General features: G+C 71.6%; 14 protein-coding genes. 2 read left to right on the top strand and 12 right to left on the bottom strand.

Annotation, left to right across the window (positions count from 1 at the left end; translation table 11 throughout):
* Positions 1 to 26: 26 nt before the first annotated feature.
* Genes AS97_RS33160 through AS97_RS33140 form a run of 6 tightly spaced genes read right to left on the bottom strand, consistent with a single transcriptional unit; the run spans position 27 to position 5450 of the window.
* Positions 27 to 1142 (bottom strand): cytochrome P450, encoded by a 1116-nt coding sequence (locus tag AS97_RS33160; protein WP_247204562.1) that lies wholly within the window; start codon positions 1140 to 1142, stop codon positions 27 to 29.
* The gene (locus tag AS97_RS47775) at positions 1124 to 2596 is read right to left on the bottom strand and encodes a cytochrome P450 (protein WP_236670292.1); all 1473 of its coding nucleotides are present in this window, start codon (positions 2594 to 2596) and stop codon (positions 1124 to 1126) included. The genes AS97_RS33160 and AS97_RS47775 overlap by 19 nt, the downstream gene beginning before the upstream one ends.
* On the bottom strand, positions 2593 to 3207 hold the full coding sequence (locus tag AS97_RS33155) for an ATP/GTP-binding protein (protein ID WP_059141666.1): 615 nt from the start codon (positions 3205 to 3207) through the stop codon (positions 2593 to 2595). Before AS97_RS33155 ends, AS97_RS47775 begins: the two co-directional genes overlap by 4 nt.
* The gene (locus AS97_RS33150) at positions 3185 to 3541 is read right to left on the bottom strand and encodes a DUF742 domain-containing protein (protein ID WP_059141665.1); all 357 of its coding nucleotides are present in this window, start codon (positions 3539 to 3541) and stop codon (positions 3185 to 3187) included. Before AS97_RS33150 ends, AS97_RS33155 begins: the two co-directional genes overlap by 23 nt.
* Entirely contained in the window at positions 3538 to 3966 is a 429-nt protein-coding gene (locus tag AS97_RS33145; RefSeq protein WP_059141664.1) for a roadblock/LC7 domain-containing protein, read from the bottom strand. The genes AS97_RS33150 and AS97_RS33145 overlap by 4 nt, the downstream gene beginning before the upstream one ends.
* Positions 3963 to 5450 (bottom strand): ATP-binding protein, encoded by a 1488-nt coding sequence (locus tag AS97_RS33140; RefSeq protein ID WP_210566155.1) that lies wholly within the window; start codon positions 5448 to 5450, stop codon positions 3963 to 3965. The genes AS97_RS33145 and AS97_RS33140 overlap by 4 nt, the downstream gene beginning before the upstream one ends.
* A gap of 623 nt (positions 5451 to 6073) precedes the next feature.
* Between AS97_RS33140 and AS97_RS33135 the strand changes: the two genes are divergently transcribed.
* Complete coding sequence (locus tag AS97_RS33135; RefSeq protein WP_059141662.1) at positions 6074 to 6742, top strand: TrkA family potassium uptake protein; 669 nt, start codon at positions 6074 to 6076, stop codon at positions 6740 to 6742.
* A gap of 136 nt (positions 6743 to 6878) precedes the next feature.
* Complete coding sequence (locus AS97_RS33130; RefSeq protein WP_059141661.1) at positions 6879 to 7556, top strand: TrkA family potassium uptake protein; 678 nt, start codon at positions 6879 to 6881, stop codon at positions 7554 to 7556.
* A gap of 71 nt (positions 7557 to 7627) precedes the next feature.
* On the opposite strand, the gene AS97_RS33125 is transcribed toward AS97_RS33130, so the two are convergent.
* The 6 genes from AS97_RS33125 to AS97_RS33100 form a co-directional block, all read right to left on the bottom strand.
* Positions 7628 to 8449, bottom strand: coding sequence for a DUF3159 domain-containing protein (locus tag AS97_RS33125; RefSeq protein WP_086710765.1), 822 nt, complete (start codon positions 8447 to 8449; stop codon positions 7628 to 7630).
* Between the two features lie 3 nt (positions 8450 to 8452).
* Positions 8453 to 8881, bottom strand: a complete 429-nt coding sequence (locus AS97_RS33120) for an OB-fold nucleic acid binding domain-containing protein (protein ID WP_079059087.1) — start codon at positions 8879 to 8881, stop codon at positions 8453 to 8455.
* A 62-nt stretch (positions 8882 to 8943) separates the two neighbouring features.
* Positions 8944 to 9627 (bottom strand): response regulator, encoded by a 684-nt coding sequence (locus tag AS97_RS33115; RefSeq protein ID WP_059141659.1) that lies wholly within the window; start codon positions 9625 to 9627, stop codon positions 8944 to 8946.
* Positions 9624 to 12236, bottom strand: coding sequence for a sensor histidine kinase KdpD (locus tag AS97_RS33110; RefSeq protein ID WP_210566154.1), 2613 nt, complete (start codon positions 12234 to 12236; stop codon positions 9624 to 9626). The genes AS97_RS33115 and AS97_RS33110 overlap by 4 nt, the downstream gene beginning before the upstream one ends.
* 264 nt (positions 12237 to 12500) lie before the next feature.
* A complete protein-coding gene (locus AS97_RS33105; protein ID WP_210566153.1) occupies positions 12501 to 12947 on the bottom strand; it encodes a hypothetical protein in 447 nt (148 codons plus the stop codon).
* 224 nt (positions 12948 to 13171) lie between these two features.
* Complete coding sequence (locus AS97_RS33100) at positions 13172 to 13957, bottom strand: DUF3710 domain-containing protein (protein ID WP_059141652.1); 786 nt, start codon at positions 13955 to 13957, stop codon at positions 13172 to 13174.
* Position 13958: the final 1 nt, after the last annotated feature.

Genomic DNA, 13958 nt, shown 5'->3' with positions numbered 1-13958 from the left:
GGGCGGGAGCAGGACGCCGGAGGAGATCAGGACAGGCGCGCGGGCAGGGTGCGGTGGCCGTTGGAGATGAAGGACTCCACCGGCTCCAGCGGCTCCCGCCCGGACGCGAGCGTGAGCCCGGGGAAGCGGTCGAAGAGCGCCGGGAGCGCGATCGCGGCCTCCAGCCGGCCCAGCGGGGCGCCGACGCACAGATGGACGCCGTGGCCGAACGCCAGGTGGCTCTTGAGCTGCCGGGTGACGTCGAAGCGGTCCGCGTCCTCGCCGTGCACCTCCGGGTCGCGTCCGGCGGCCGCGTAGGCGGCCAGGATCGCGTCGCCCTTGTGCAGCACCACGCCGCTGTCCAGCTCGATGTCCTCCACGGCGTAGCGCAGCGGCAGGTTGGCGACCGGGGCGGAGTGCCGCAGCGTCTCCTCGATCACGTCCTCCCAGGTGGCCCGGCCGGCCCGGACGTGCTCGAGCTGCTCGGGCCGGGTGAGCAGCGCGTGGATGGCGTTGTCCAGGAGGTTGACCGTGGTCTCGTGACCGGCCGAGAGGAACAGGGCGAGGGTGTCGGTCAGCTCCTTCTCGCTGAGCTTGGAGCCGCTCTCCTCGTCCCGCACCGCGATCAGCCCGCTGGTCAGGTCGTCGCCGGGCCGCTCGCGCTTGGTGGCCACCAGCTCGCCGAGGACGGCGTACATCTCGTTGAAGGTGGCGGTGACCTCCTCCGGGGAGGCGGAGGTGTGGAAGATGCTGTCCACCACCCGGCGCATCCGCTCGCGCAGGTTCTCGTCGTCGAGCCCGAACAGCTCGGAGATCACCTGGATCGGCAGCGGGTACGCGTACGCCTCGCGCAGGTCGACCACCTCGTCCGGCGCGGCGGCCAGGTCGTCCAGGAGCGTGGCGCAGATCTCCTCGATGCGCGGCCGCAGGGCGGCGGTGCGCCGGGCGGTGAACGCCTTGGAGACCAGGGTGCGCAGCCGCCGGTGGTCGCTGCCGTAGGCGGTGAACATGTTCTCGACGGCGACCCAGGTGATCAGCGGCCACTCGGGCGTGATCTCACCGTTGATCCACGCGGGCCAGTGCTGCCGGGGGTCCTTGGAGACCCGGGGGTCGGTCAGCAGCTCCTTGAGGGTGCGCTGGCGGGTTATTGCCCACGCCACCACGCCGTCAGGAAGCTCAACAAGCGTCGCCTCGCCGCCTGCGGCGACTCGGGCTGCCTCTCCGGCGATGTCGCGGCCGGCGGGGTCGAGGACGATGGGACGGGATTCCATTGGCTGACTCCAGAGGTCTCGTCGAATCGGACCGGCTCGGACATGGGCGCCGCGAACGGCTCGTGCGCGGCCACCGCTTGGGCGGGGAAGCGCACCGGGAGGGCGACCAGGGCGCGGGCGAAGGGCCCGGTCCGCCAGGTCAGCCGCTCGACGGGGACCGCCAGCTCCATGTCCGGGAGGCGGTCCAGGAGCCGCTCGATGGCCACGGAAGCGATCACCCGGGCGGGCCGCTCGGCGGGGCAGCGGTGGGCGCCCGCGCTCCAGGCCAGATGGGCCCGGTTGCCGGACCGGCGGTCGGAGGCCATGGCCGCCTCGTGGTTGGCCGCGGCGTAGCTGATGAGCACCGGTTCGCCCCTGCGCAGCCGTACGCCCGCCACGTCGCAATCGTACCGGGGGAACCGGGTGCCGTAGTTGGCCATCGGCGGGTCGTTCCACAGGACCTCGTCCAGCGCGTCCTCGACGGGCATGCTGCCGCCGGACAGCTCACCGGCGAAGCGGTCGTCCGACAGCAGCAGGCGCAGCGCGTTGGCGATCAGATTCTGCTGGGGGTCGGTACCGGCCGCCATCAGCAGGATCATCTGCTGCATCAGCTCGTCGTCGGTGAGCTGCGAGGGATGCGCGATCAGCCAGGAGGTGACGTCGGCGGAGAGCTGCTTGCGCTTGTCCGCCAGCAGGCCGGAGATCCAGTGGAGCAGCGCGTCGTTGGCCGCCGCCGCCTCTTCGCCACTGTCGAAGAGCTTCATCATCGTCTCGACCAGCTTCGGCCCGTCCGCCGGGCGTGCGCCGAAGAGCTGGTTGAAGACCAGCAGCGGGAGCACCGACGCGTACTCGGTGATCAGGTCGGCCTCGCCCCGGGAGGCGAAGGCGTCGATCAGCGTCTCGGCGCTGCGCTCGACGTACTCGCTGAGGGCGTGCGGATCCACCCGGTCCAGGCTGTCGGTGATCGCCCCGCGCAGCCGGGCGTGCGCCTCCCCGTCGGCGAACAGCGCGTTCGGCCGGTACATCAGCATCGGGGCGACCGGGTTGTCCGGCCCCACGCTTCCGTCCTGCATCGCCCGCCAGCCGCGCGGGTCCTTGGCGAACCGCTCGGTGTCGCGCAGGATCTCCAGGCCGAGCGGGTAGCTGGTGACCAGCGAGGCGTACACCCCCGGCGTCAGCTCGACCGGTGCGATCGGCCCATGGGTGGCGCGCATCCGCGCGTAGGCGCCGTGCGGGTCGGCGGCGAACTCGGGACCGTACATCGGTACGGCCGCACTGTGCCCGGTGTCGCCCACGGCCTCGGCGGGGCCCGCGTGCGCGGGGCAGCCCGGTGGGGGGACGGGGCCGGCGGCTGGACGGTTGGTCACACAATCTCCTGGGAGCTACGGGTCTGGCGGGCCTGTAGATATTGGACGAGGGCGATCAGTGCGTGGGTGGAGGAGACCTGGTCCCGGGCGTCACAGGTCACCAGGGGGGTTTCCGGAAGCAGATCGAGGGCCTCCCTGACCTCCGGCTCCGCGAAGCGGGGAGAGCCCTCGAACTGGTTGACGGCGACGGCGTACGGCAGTCCGTGCTCCTCCAGGACTGCCATCACCGGGAAGGACTGCTCCAGCCGCCGGGTGTCGGCCAGGACGAGCGCGCCCAGCGCCCCGTTCGTCATGTCCCGCCACAGCCGGGTGAAGCGCTGCTGTCCCGGCGCGCCGAACAGATAGAGCACCAGGGACTCGCTGAGGGTGAGCCGGCCGAAGTCCATGGCGACGGTGGTGGTCGTCTTGTCCTCGGTGCCCCGCAGGTCGTCGGTGAGCGCACCGGCCTGCGTCATCGTCTCCTCGGTGCGCAGCGGCCGGATTTCGGACAGCGAGCCCACGTAGGTGGTCTTGCCGACGGCGAAGTGCCCGACGACGAGGATCTTCGCCGCCACCCGCACCGTATGGGACAGGTAGACCGCCTTGTCGTCAGAGGCGAGCGCGGAGTCCATCGAGCACCTCCTGCAGGAGCTGGGTGTCGGGGAGGTCGGCGGCGGGGATCGGGGACCGGGTGGAGACGTGGCCGCTGTCCACGAGGTCGCCGAGCAGGACCTTGGTGACGCTGACGGGCAGCTCCAGGTAGCCGGAGACCTCGGCCACCGAGAGCGCACCGCCCAGGCACAGCTCCATGACCCGCCGCTTCTCGGGGCTGAGCCCGGTGAGCGGCCGGTCGGGGTGGGCCATGACCAGGGTCACCAGGTCGAAGGTGTTGCGAGTCGGGTAGGCACGGCCGTCGGTGACCACATACGGCCGCACCAACCCTCGTTCGCGCCGCCCCGGACTCATGTGTGGCTGCCGATCCCCTGCCGCGGGAGGCCCTGCCGCGGCGGGCTGGTGAGCTCCTTGCCGAGCCGGTCGACCAGCTTCTGCATCCGGTAGCTGACCGCCTCCATGTCCACGGACTCGGTGGCCGAGACCGCCAGATACGCACCGGGCCCGGCGGCGATCAGGAAGACGTACCCGCCGACGAACTCGACCAGCGTCTGCTGCCAGGGCGTCTCGTGCGGATCACAGAACTCGGAGGTGGAGCGGCTGATCGACTGCAGCCCGGAGAGTGCGGCGGCCTGGCGCTCGGCCTCGTCGCGGGCGATGCCCTCGGAGTACGCCCGCAGCATCCCGTCCGCGGAGAGCAGGATCGCGTGCCGTGCCTCCGGCATCTTGACGACCTCGTCGAGCATCCAGCCGAGCTCGTTGTTGAGATGGTCGTTCATGCCTGGCGATTCCCTTCGTCATGGTGAGGGGCGGAGTCCTGGGTGTCGGCACGGCCGGAGCGGGTGCCGCGCGCGAACGCGCCCAGCCGCGAGGCGGTTTCCTCCGCCGAACGCGCGCGGTGCGCGCCGGTGTCGTCGGATTCGGCGGCGCCGGCCCGCCCGGTCCCCATGGACCAGTCGGCGGTCGGCGGGGTGGCGGCGGCGTGCCGGCGGCGGCGCTTGGGCAGACCGCCCTGCGTGGTGCCGTACACGCGCGTGGCCTCGTCGTCGCCCAGGGACGGCTGGGGCGCCGCGGCGGGTGCCGGGGCGGGCATGGGGGCAGGGGCGGGCGCCGGAGGCTGGGCCTGGGGGATGGCCTGGGCCTCGGCCGGAGCGGCCTGCGCCTGCCGCGCCCTTCCGGGGGCGCGGGTGCGGCGGGAGGGCAGGGTGTGCAGCGGCTCGGCGCCCTCGGGGTCCTGCGCCGCGGTGCCCGGCCGTCTGTCGGGGTCGATATGGGTGAGCAGGTCGCTCGGGAGGAACAGCACGGCGCGCACACCGCCGTACGGGGACCGGGTGTCCACCGAGACGCTGAAGCCGTACCGTGCGGCCAGCAGGCCCACCACGGCGAAGCCGAACTGCGGCGGGTCGCCGAGCCGGGAGACGTCCACGGCGCGCTGGCCGGAGAGCAGGGCGGCGGCCCGCTGGACCTCCAGGCCGTCCATGCCCACACCGGCGTCGTCGATCACGATGCAGGCCCCGTTGTGCACCGGCTGGAGGCCGACCTCCACCGACGTGTTGGGCTGCGAGTGGCGGGCGGCGTTGTCCAGCAGCTCGGCGACCGCGAGCACGACGGGCTCCACGGCCCGGCTCACCACGGCGACGTCGATCAGGGCGTGCACCTGCACCCGCTGGTAGTCGCGGATGCGCGACTTGGAGCCGCGGACGACATCGGTCAGCGAGGAGGCCAGCCGCTGACGGCCGGGCCAGGAACCGCAGAGCACGGCGATGGCCTGGGCGCGCCGGCCGAACTGGGCGTTGGCGTGGTCGATCTCCAGCAGATCCCGCAGCACATCGGGGTTGTCGTGCCGCTCCTGCATCTCGGAGATCGACACCTGCTGTTCGTTGGCGAGTCCCTGGACGGCTCGCATGGACGCCTTGAGCGCCGCCTTGGCGGAGGCGTCGGCCCGCGTCTGTGCCTTGTCCACCGCGCGGGTGAACTGTTCCATGACGGCGTGCAGGCTCTGCGCGAAGGCCGTACCGGCCAGTTTCTCGTCCCGCAGGCCCGGCAGCGGGCCTGGCTGGCTCAGCACATCGGCGATCGAGGGGAGGCGTACGTCGACGAGGTGCTGCACCTCCTCGTCACGGGAGCGCAGGCTGTCCTCGAGAGTGGCATTGCGCCTGCGGACTCCGGCGGTGATCTGCCGCTGGCGGATCAGAAGCACCAGGACGACGAGAAGCGCGGCGGCCAGACACCAGCTCACCGCCTCCGATATGTGATCAGTCATCAGGAACCTCGTGCAGAAGAACGCGGGCGCGGAAGGAACGGCTCAGAGCCCTGATGTCCCGTCCGGAAACGGAATACGACGATCATCTTAGCCATGTCGTGACCTAGTATCCGACGCCCGCGACAAAGTTCGAACCAGCGGCAATCGCGCGGCATTTGTCATGTGGTTTCGGTGAAGGTCCGGGATTTCAGGCAAAGATGAAGGGTTGCGACCACCGTTGAAGCGCCGTAACCCGGGCCCACCGTAGTGGTCGGGGCTGATCGCCAACAGCCTTTTCACTCCGCGTCCGCAACCGGAAATGATCGTTGCCCTTCCCTGTCCAGTTCGTTCCCGTCGCTTCTGCGATCACCTCCGACCGGCTCCCCCCACCGCCGATGATCACGGGAACTTTCCCGCTATGTCGCATCTCACCAGGTTCATCTCCCGGCCGTCGCGCGCGGACGGGAGAGCGGGCCGCCGGTACGGATACGGTGGGGACAGGTGCCACCGCGGCCGACTCCCGTCGTCCCCGGGCACCGGCATCGGGGCCCCGCCCCGCTGTCGCCCCGTAGGTCCTGGAAGGAAGATGTGAGCAGGGTGTTTGCGCAGGTCGGCACGGTCATCTGGAGTGCGGGGTAAGACGCATGCATATCGTGATCATGGGCTGTGGCCGGGTGGGCGCGGCCCTCGCCCAGACCCTGGAGCAACAGGGGCACACGGTCGCGGTCGTCGACCAGGACCCCACGGCCTTCCGCCGCCTGGGGGCGGGCTTCGGCGGGCGCCGGGTGACCGGTGTCGGCTTCGACCAGGACACCCTGCGCGAGGCGGGCATCGAGGAGGCCGGGGCCTTCGCCGCGGTGAGCAGCGGCGACAACTCCAACATCATCGCGGCCCGGGTGGCCCGCGAGATGTTCGGGGTGGAGAACGTGGCGGCCCGTATCTACGACCCCCGCCGTGCCGAGGTCTACCAGCGCCTCGGCATCCCGACGGTGGCCACGGTGCGCTGGACCGCCGACCAGATGCTGCGGCGGCTGCTGCCGTCCGGCGCGGAGCCGCATTGGCGGGACCCCAGCGGCGGGGTGCAGCTGGCCGAGGTGCACATCTCCCCCTCGTGGGTGGGCCACAAGGTCAGCGTGCTCCAGGAGGAGACCGGAGTGCGGGTCGCGTTCCTCACCCGGCTCGGCGAGGCGATGCTGCCGACCTCCGGGACGGTGCTGCAGGAGGGCGACCTGGTGCATGTGATGATGCGCACCGATGAGGTGGAGAAGGTCGAGGCAGCCTTCGAAAAGGGGCCTGAGGAGGCGAATCGGTGAGCGCCGCACGCACGGCCGCCGAGCCGCACGGGACAGCGAAGGCCGCACCTCTGCGCCGCGCGGGCGACGGTGCCCGCGGCGGAGCCGCTGATGTAGCGAGTAGCCGCTGGCGCGGCGGGGCGAACGAGGAGGCACCGTGAGGGTTGCCATTGCCGGGGCGGGCGCCGTGGGGCGTTCCATCGCGAGCGAGCTGCTGGAGAACGGGCACGAGGTGCTCCTCATCGACAAGGCGCCGACCGCCATCTCGGTGGAGCGGGTGCCGCAGGCCGAGTGGCTGCTGGCCGACGCGTGCGAGATCACCTCTCTGGACGAGGCGGCGCTGCAGCGCTGCAACGTGGTCATCGCGGCCACCGGTGACGACAAGGTCAACCTGGTCGTCTCGCTGCTCGCCAAGACCGAGTACGGGGTGCCCCGGGTGGTCGCCCGGGTCAACAACCCCAAGAACGAGTGGCTGTTCAACGAGGCATGGGGCGTCGATGTCGCCGTCTCCACCCCGCGTCTGATGTCGGCGCTGGTCGAGGAGGCGGTGAGCGTCGGCGATCTGGTGCGGCTGCTCCGCTTCAGCCACGGCGACGCCAATCTGGTGGAGCTGACGCTGCCGCCGGAGGCGGCGCTGGTGGGCACCCGGGTCGGCGATGTGGAGTGGCCGGAGGACACCACGCTGGTCACCATCATCCGCGGCACCCGCGTACTGACCCCGAACAAGGACGATGTGCTGGAGGCCGGGGACGAGCTGCTGTTCGTCGCGGCACAGGCGCGCGAGGAGCAGCTCGAGCAGCTGCTGTCCGTCCAGCGCCAGGACGCCACGGGCTAGGACGAACGCTCCGGGCACAGACCGCGGCCCGGACTCCCCCTGCGGGAGTCCGGGCCGCGGTCCGCGTGGCCTCAGTGCCGGGGCGGCTGCCGGTCGGCCGATTCGGTACGGGCCTCGGACACGATCTGGCCGGTCCACTCCGAGAGCAGCGGATCGGCGACCTTGTCGGCCTTGTCGGCCTGGGACTTCCGCTCCCGCTCGGCCTTCTCCTCGGCCTCCATCTCCGCGATCACGTCGATCGGCGGCGGGGCCTTGGCGAGGAAGATCCAGGTCAGATAGACACAGAGCAGGAACGGCGGAATGCCGAGCGCGACCTTGACCCAGCCGAGCTGGGTGGCGTCCCCCCACCAGTAGAGCGGGAACAGCACCGCCGACTTGGCGAGCAGAATCAGCCCCCACGCCCAGGTGGAGCGGGTGTAGGCACGGAACCGGCCGGGGTTACGGGTGCGCCAGGAGAGGTTCTCCTTCAGCATCGGCCCGAGCAACACCCCGATCAGCGGGAAGCGGAAGATCGCCGAGAGAATGTAGGCGATCGCCAGGCCCAGGGTGTAGAGCATGCCCGGCAGATAGAAGTTCTTCGCGTCGCCGGACATCATCGCGAAGATCGCGCCGAACGCGACCCCGAAGACCCCGCTGAAGGCGTGCTTCAGGGTCTCCTTGCGCACCAGCCGGGCGAGCGCCAGCAGCACGGTGAGGCCGAGCGCGGCGAGCGCGGCGAGGTGGATGTCGCGGTTGATCGTGTACAGCAGGACGAAGACCAGACCGGGGACGGTGGTGTCCACCATGCCCCGCACCCCGCCGAACGCCTCCAGGAGCGCGGTGTCCGCCGCCGCCCTGCTGTCGGCGGCGGCGCTTCGGTGCCCGGTCGGGGTCGTCTTGTCGTCTGGCGTCACCGGCTACTCCTGTCCGAGCGGTCGGAGTTCGTACTTCGGATTGAACAGCACCCGGCGCCCATGGCTCATGGAGATCCGGCCCGAGGCGATCAGCTTGCGCCCCGGTTCTATCCCGATGATGGAGCGACGGCCCAGCCACACCACGTCCAGCGCGGCGGTGCCGTCGAAGAGCTCCGCCTCCAGCGCGGGAACTCCGGCCCGCGGTCTGAGCGTCACCGTGCGCAGCGTGCCCGTCACCTTGACGATCTGCCGGTCGCCGCAGTCGCCGATCTTGGTGCAGCCCGCGGCCTCCGCGTCCTGCTGCAGCTCGGCGGAGTGCAGCTCCTCCTGGGAACTCGACAGCCGGTCCAGCATCCGCCGGAACCGGCCGACCGGTTTGCCGGACCTGTCTCCCCTGGCTGCCCCGTCGGAGGGGTGGGGTACGGAACTCATACGGCCAGCGTACCGGTGCGCCGGGGCCGAAACGCCGTCCCCGCACTGATCGCCCGCCCCGCTCAACGCTCGAACCGGTAGCCCATCCCCGGCTCGGTGACGAAGTGGCGCGGATGCGAGGGGTCGACCTCCAGCTTGCGGCGCAGCTGCGCCATATAGACCCGCAGGTAGTTGCTCTCGGTGCCGTACGAGGGGCCCCAGACCTCCTGCAGCAGCTGCTTCTGGCTGACCAGGCGGCCGGCGTTGCGCACCAGGACCTCCAGCAGATGCCATTCGGTGGGGGTCAGCCGCACATCGCGGCCGTCGCGATGGGCCTTCTTGGCGGCCAGGTCGACGGTGAACGAATCGGTCTCCACCACCACCGAGTCGTCCGGCTGCCCGGCGGGCTCGGCACGGCGGACGGCCGCGCGCAGCCGGGCGAGAAGCTCGTCCATGCCGAACGGCTTGGTGACGTAGTCGTCCGCCCCCGCGTCCAGGGCCTCGACCTTCTCGTCCGAGGTCTGACGGGCGGAGAGCACCAGGATCGGCACCCGGGTCCAGCCCCGGAGCCCCTTGATCACCTCCACCCCGTCCATATCGGGCAGGCCGAGGTCGAGCACGATCACATCGGGATGGCGGGCGGCGGCGAGCCGGAGCGCGGTGGCGCCGTCCCCGGCGGCGTCGACCTCGTACTTGCGCGCCTTCAGGTTGATCACGAGGGCGCGTACGATCTGCGGCTCGTCGTCGACCACAAGCACCCGGTTCATGTGGCGGGCCTGCCTTTCCGTGTCGTTGTGCCTGACGTGGAGCCGACCTGGACCGGGAGGCCGGGGGCGGTCGGCGGGCGACCGGCGGCGACGGGCAGCGTGAGCACCATGGTCATACCGCCGCCTGGGGTGTCCTCGGCGGTCAGCCGGCCGCCCATGGCCTCGGCGAAGCCACGGGCGACGGCCAGCCCGAGGCCGACCCCGGCACCGCGCGGGGCGTCCCCGTACCGCTGGAAGGGCTCGAAGATGCGGTCCTTCTCGCTGTCCGGCACGCCCGGCCCACCGTCGGCCACCCGCAGCTCCACCCGGTCGCCGAGGGCGCTCGCGGAGACCAGCACGGGGCGGTCCGGCGGGCTGTACTTCACCGCGTTCTCCACGATGTTGGCGACGCCGCGCTCCAGCAGCCCGGGGTCGACCGCGACCATCGGCAGCTCCTCGGGGATGTCGAGGACGACCTTGGCCATGGGGATGCCGACGAGCGCCATCGGCACCACCTCGTCCAGGTCGATCTCCCGGATGAGCGGGGTGACGGTGCCGGTCTGCAGCCGGGACATGTCCAGGAGGTTGCCCACCAGGTGGTCCAGCCGGTCGGCGCCGTCCTCGATGCCCTCCAGCAGCTCCGCCTCGTCCTCCTCCGACCAGGCGACGTCATCGGAGCGCAGGGAGCTCACGGCCGCCTTGATGGCCGCGAGCGGGGTGCGCAGATCGTGGCTGACGGCGGCGAGCAGCGCGGTGCGGATGCGGTTCCCCTCGGCCAGTTCACGGGCCTGCCCGGCCTGCTGGGCCAGCCGCTGCCGGTCGAGGACGACGGCGGCCTGGGCGGCGAAGGCGGCGAGCACCCGGCGGTCCTCGGCGGGCAGGACCCGGCCGGAGAGCGCGAGCGCCATATGGTCGCCGACCGGCATGTCCACCTCCGCGTCCTCGGGCCGTTCAGGCGCCGGGGTGCCGTCGTGGCTGCCGACGCTGCCCGCGCAGGTCCAGGGGGCGACATCGCTCTCCCGCTCCAGCAGCGCCACCGAGTCCATGGCGAACGTCTCCCGGACCCGCTCCAGCAGCGCCTCCAGGCTGGTCTCGCCGCGCAGCACGCTGCCCGCGAGGAACGACAGTATCTCGGACTCGGCCCGCAGCCGGGCGGCCTGGTGGGTGCGGCGGGCGGCGAGGTCGACCACGGAGGCCACACAGACGGCGACCGCCACGAAGATCGCTATGGCGACGATGTTCTCGGGGTCGGCGATGGTCAGGGCGTGGGTGGGCGGGGTGAAGTAGTAGTTGAGCAGCAGCGATCCGACGGCCGCCGAGGCGAGGGCGGGCACCATGCCGCCCAGCAGGGCGGCCAGCACATTGAGGAACAGGAAGAGCAGCACCTCGTTGGCGAAGCCGGGCCCGGCCTCGGAGGCGAGGGAGGCGCCGGTGCCGGTGAGCAGCAGCGTGAGCAGGGCCGGGCCGGCCACCCCGACCACCCAGCCCGCGATCAGCCGGGAGCGCCCGAGCCGGGCGCCGCGCGCGACCGGCAGCCCGCGGCCCTTGGCGACCTCGTCGTGGGTGACGATGTGGACGTCCAGGTCGGGCCCGGACTCACGGGCGACCATGGTGCCCACCCCGGGTCCGAAGATGTACTGCCAGGTCTTGCGGCGGCTGGAGCCGAGCACGATCTGGGTCGCGTTGACACCGCGGGCGAACTCCAGCAGCGCCCCCGGGATGTCCTCCCCTATGACGTGGTGGAAGGTCCCACCGAGGTCCTCCACGAGGGTGCGCTGGACCGCCAGCTCCTTGGGGGAGGCCGAGGTCAGGCCGTCGCTACGGGCGATGTAGACGGCGAGGATCTCGCTGCCGGAGCCCTTGGCCGCCATCCGGGCGGCCCGGCGGATCAGCGTCCGCCCCTCCGGGCCGCCGGTCAGCCCGACGACGATGCGCTCACGCGCCTGCCAGGTGGAGCGGATGGAGTGCTCATCGCGGTACTGCTGGAGGTATTCGTCCACCCGGTCGGCGGTCCACAGCAGGGCCAGCTCGCGCAGCGCGGTCAGGTTCCCGGGCCGGAAGTAGTTCGACAGCGCGGCGTCGACCTTGTCGGGGGCGTAGATGTTGCCGTGCGCCATACGGCGGCGCAGCGCCTGGGGCGACATGTCGACCAGCTCGATCTGGTCGGCCCGGCGCACCACCTCGTCCGGCAGGGTCTCCCGCTGGCGCACCCCCGTGATCGACTCCACCACGTCCCCCAGCGACTCCAGATGCTGGATGTTGACGGTGGAGACCACGTCGATGCCCGCGCGCAGCAGCTCCTCGACGTCCTGCCAGCGCTTTTCGTGCCGGGAGCCGGGGACGTTGGTGTGGGCGAGCTCGTCGACGAGCGCGATGGCGGGGCGGCGGGCCAGCACCGCGTCCACGTCCATCTCCGTGAAGACGCTCCCCCGGTACTCCAGCTCCCGGCGGGGCACCTCCTCGAGCCCGTGCATCATCACCTGGGTACGGCGACGGCCGTGGTGCTCCACGAAGCCGACCACGAGGTCCGCGCCCCGCTCGACCCGGCGATGCCCCTCGGACAGCATCGCGTACGTCTTGCCGACGCCCGGTGCCGCGCCGAGGTAGATCCGCAACTTTCCGCGTCCCATACCCCTATTTTCCCTGTTGGACGGCGCCTGAGCTCATGGCGAGCTTCCAGAGGGCGATGCGTTAGAGCAAACCCCGTCCGCGGCCCGGCCGGCCGTTCCTTGACGGCTCCCTTACGGCCGTCGGCGCCGTCTTGACGCGCCTTTGACACCCGGCCGCGCCACCCCGGGCGAACCCCATGCGAAAAGCCGGTGGGCCGTACTCCGCAGAGAAGAGTACGGCCCACCGGCAGACGCTCACCTCGGGCCGGGCCTTACGCCGTCGGCTCAGCCGGAGGTGAGCGAGCAGCCCGCCAGGGCGTCGAGACCGGAGGGGGCGGTCGAGCCCTGGCGGGAGAAGGAGAGTTCGATGCGGTCGATCGTCGAGGCCCGCTTGTCCTTCAGCGGGCCCAGGATGGCGTTCTGCACGAAGTTGGGGCCGCCCTCGCCCTGGCTGGTGCCGAGCCGCTTGTCGGCCTCCGCTATCTGCGTGTCCAGCAGGGCGAGGTTGCGGTCCACCTCGGCCCGGGCCTCCGCCGGGATCTCCGGGAGGGAACCGGCGACGGCGGGGCAGCTGATGGTCTGGGCGGCCTTGGTCGACGCATTGGCGTCGCCGCTGCCGTCGTCCTGACCGGCCATGGCGGCTCCCACCACGACGGCCGCACAGGTGATACCGCCGATCGCGCCGGAGACGAGGATTCTCCGGCGGTGCAGTAACGGAAGGCCACGCGACATCTGATCACTCACCTCGTTGAGGTCGGACAGGGGGTGTGTCTCGCGACGCGTCCTCTCCCCTCGGGGCGTCACAAGGTCTCGCGCCCATGAGTACGGCCGGTACGGCGGATGTGTTCACCGTGTCACGCGAAATCCCCGAAGCGATCTTCCGAAAAACGCCGAAGGGGCCCGGGGGCCTGCCCCGGGCCCCTTCGGGCCTTGTCTCTGCCGCGCGCGACGGCGGCTCAGCGGACCTCGGAGATCTCCGGGCCGCGCTGGAGCCGGTCGGCGCCGCCCGCGAACCGCGAGCCCTGCGCCTCGTCCTGCTGCACCCCATCGGGCACCATCTGGGCGTCGTCCGGCAGCTTGAGGACGATCGGGTCGCGCGGGGCCATCGGGCCCTCGCCGCGCACCACGACCGTGTCCCGGAAGATCGCCTCCAGGAGGCTGCCGGTCTCGGGCTGCACCGCGCCCTGCCCGGAGATCACCCCGCGCAGGAACCAGCGGGGCCCGTCCACGCCGACGAAGCGAACCACCTGCACGCCGTTCTTGCCGTCCGGGAGCTGCACCGGGACCTGGGCGCGCAGCTCCCAGCCGAGCGGGCCCTCGACCTCGTCGACGACCCCGCCCTGCTGGGTGATGCCGGTGGCGATCTCGTCGCGCACCTCGCCCCAGATGCCTTCCTTCTTGGGCGCTGCGAAGCCCTGGAGCTGCACGGCGCTGTCCCGCAGCACCACGGTCGCGGCGACGATCGCGTCCCCCGCGACCTCCACCCTCAGCTCCATGCCCTCGACGCCGGGTACGAACAGACCACCGAGGTCCACCCGGCCCTCGCCGGGCTCGCGCACCTCGGATACGTCCCAGGGGCCCTCGGGGCGCGGGGCCGGCGGCAGGCTCACCCGGCCGGCCTCCACGGGTGCGGCGGTGCCCTCAGCGCCGTCCGCGTCCTCCGCGTCCTCGGCCAACTCGTCGGAGGTCACGTCGAGCGACTCGACGTCCTCCTTGCTGCGCTTGCGGCGACGTCCGAACACG

Origin of the sequence: Streptomyces sp. AgN23 (assembly GCF_001598115.1) — a bacterium.
Taxonomy (GTDB): Bacteria; Actinomycetota; Actinomycetes; order Streptomycetales; family Streptomycetaceae; genus Streptomyces; species Streptomyces antimycoticus.
This window is presented reverse-complemented; position numbering and strand designations above follow the sequence as displayed.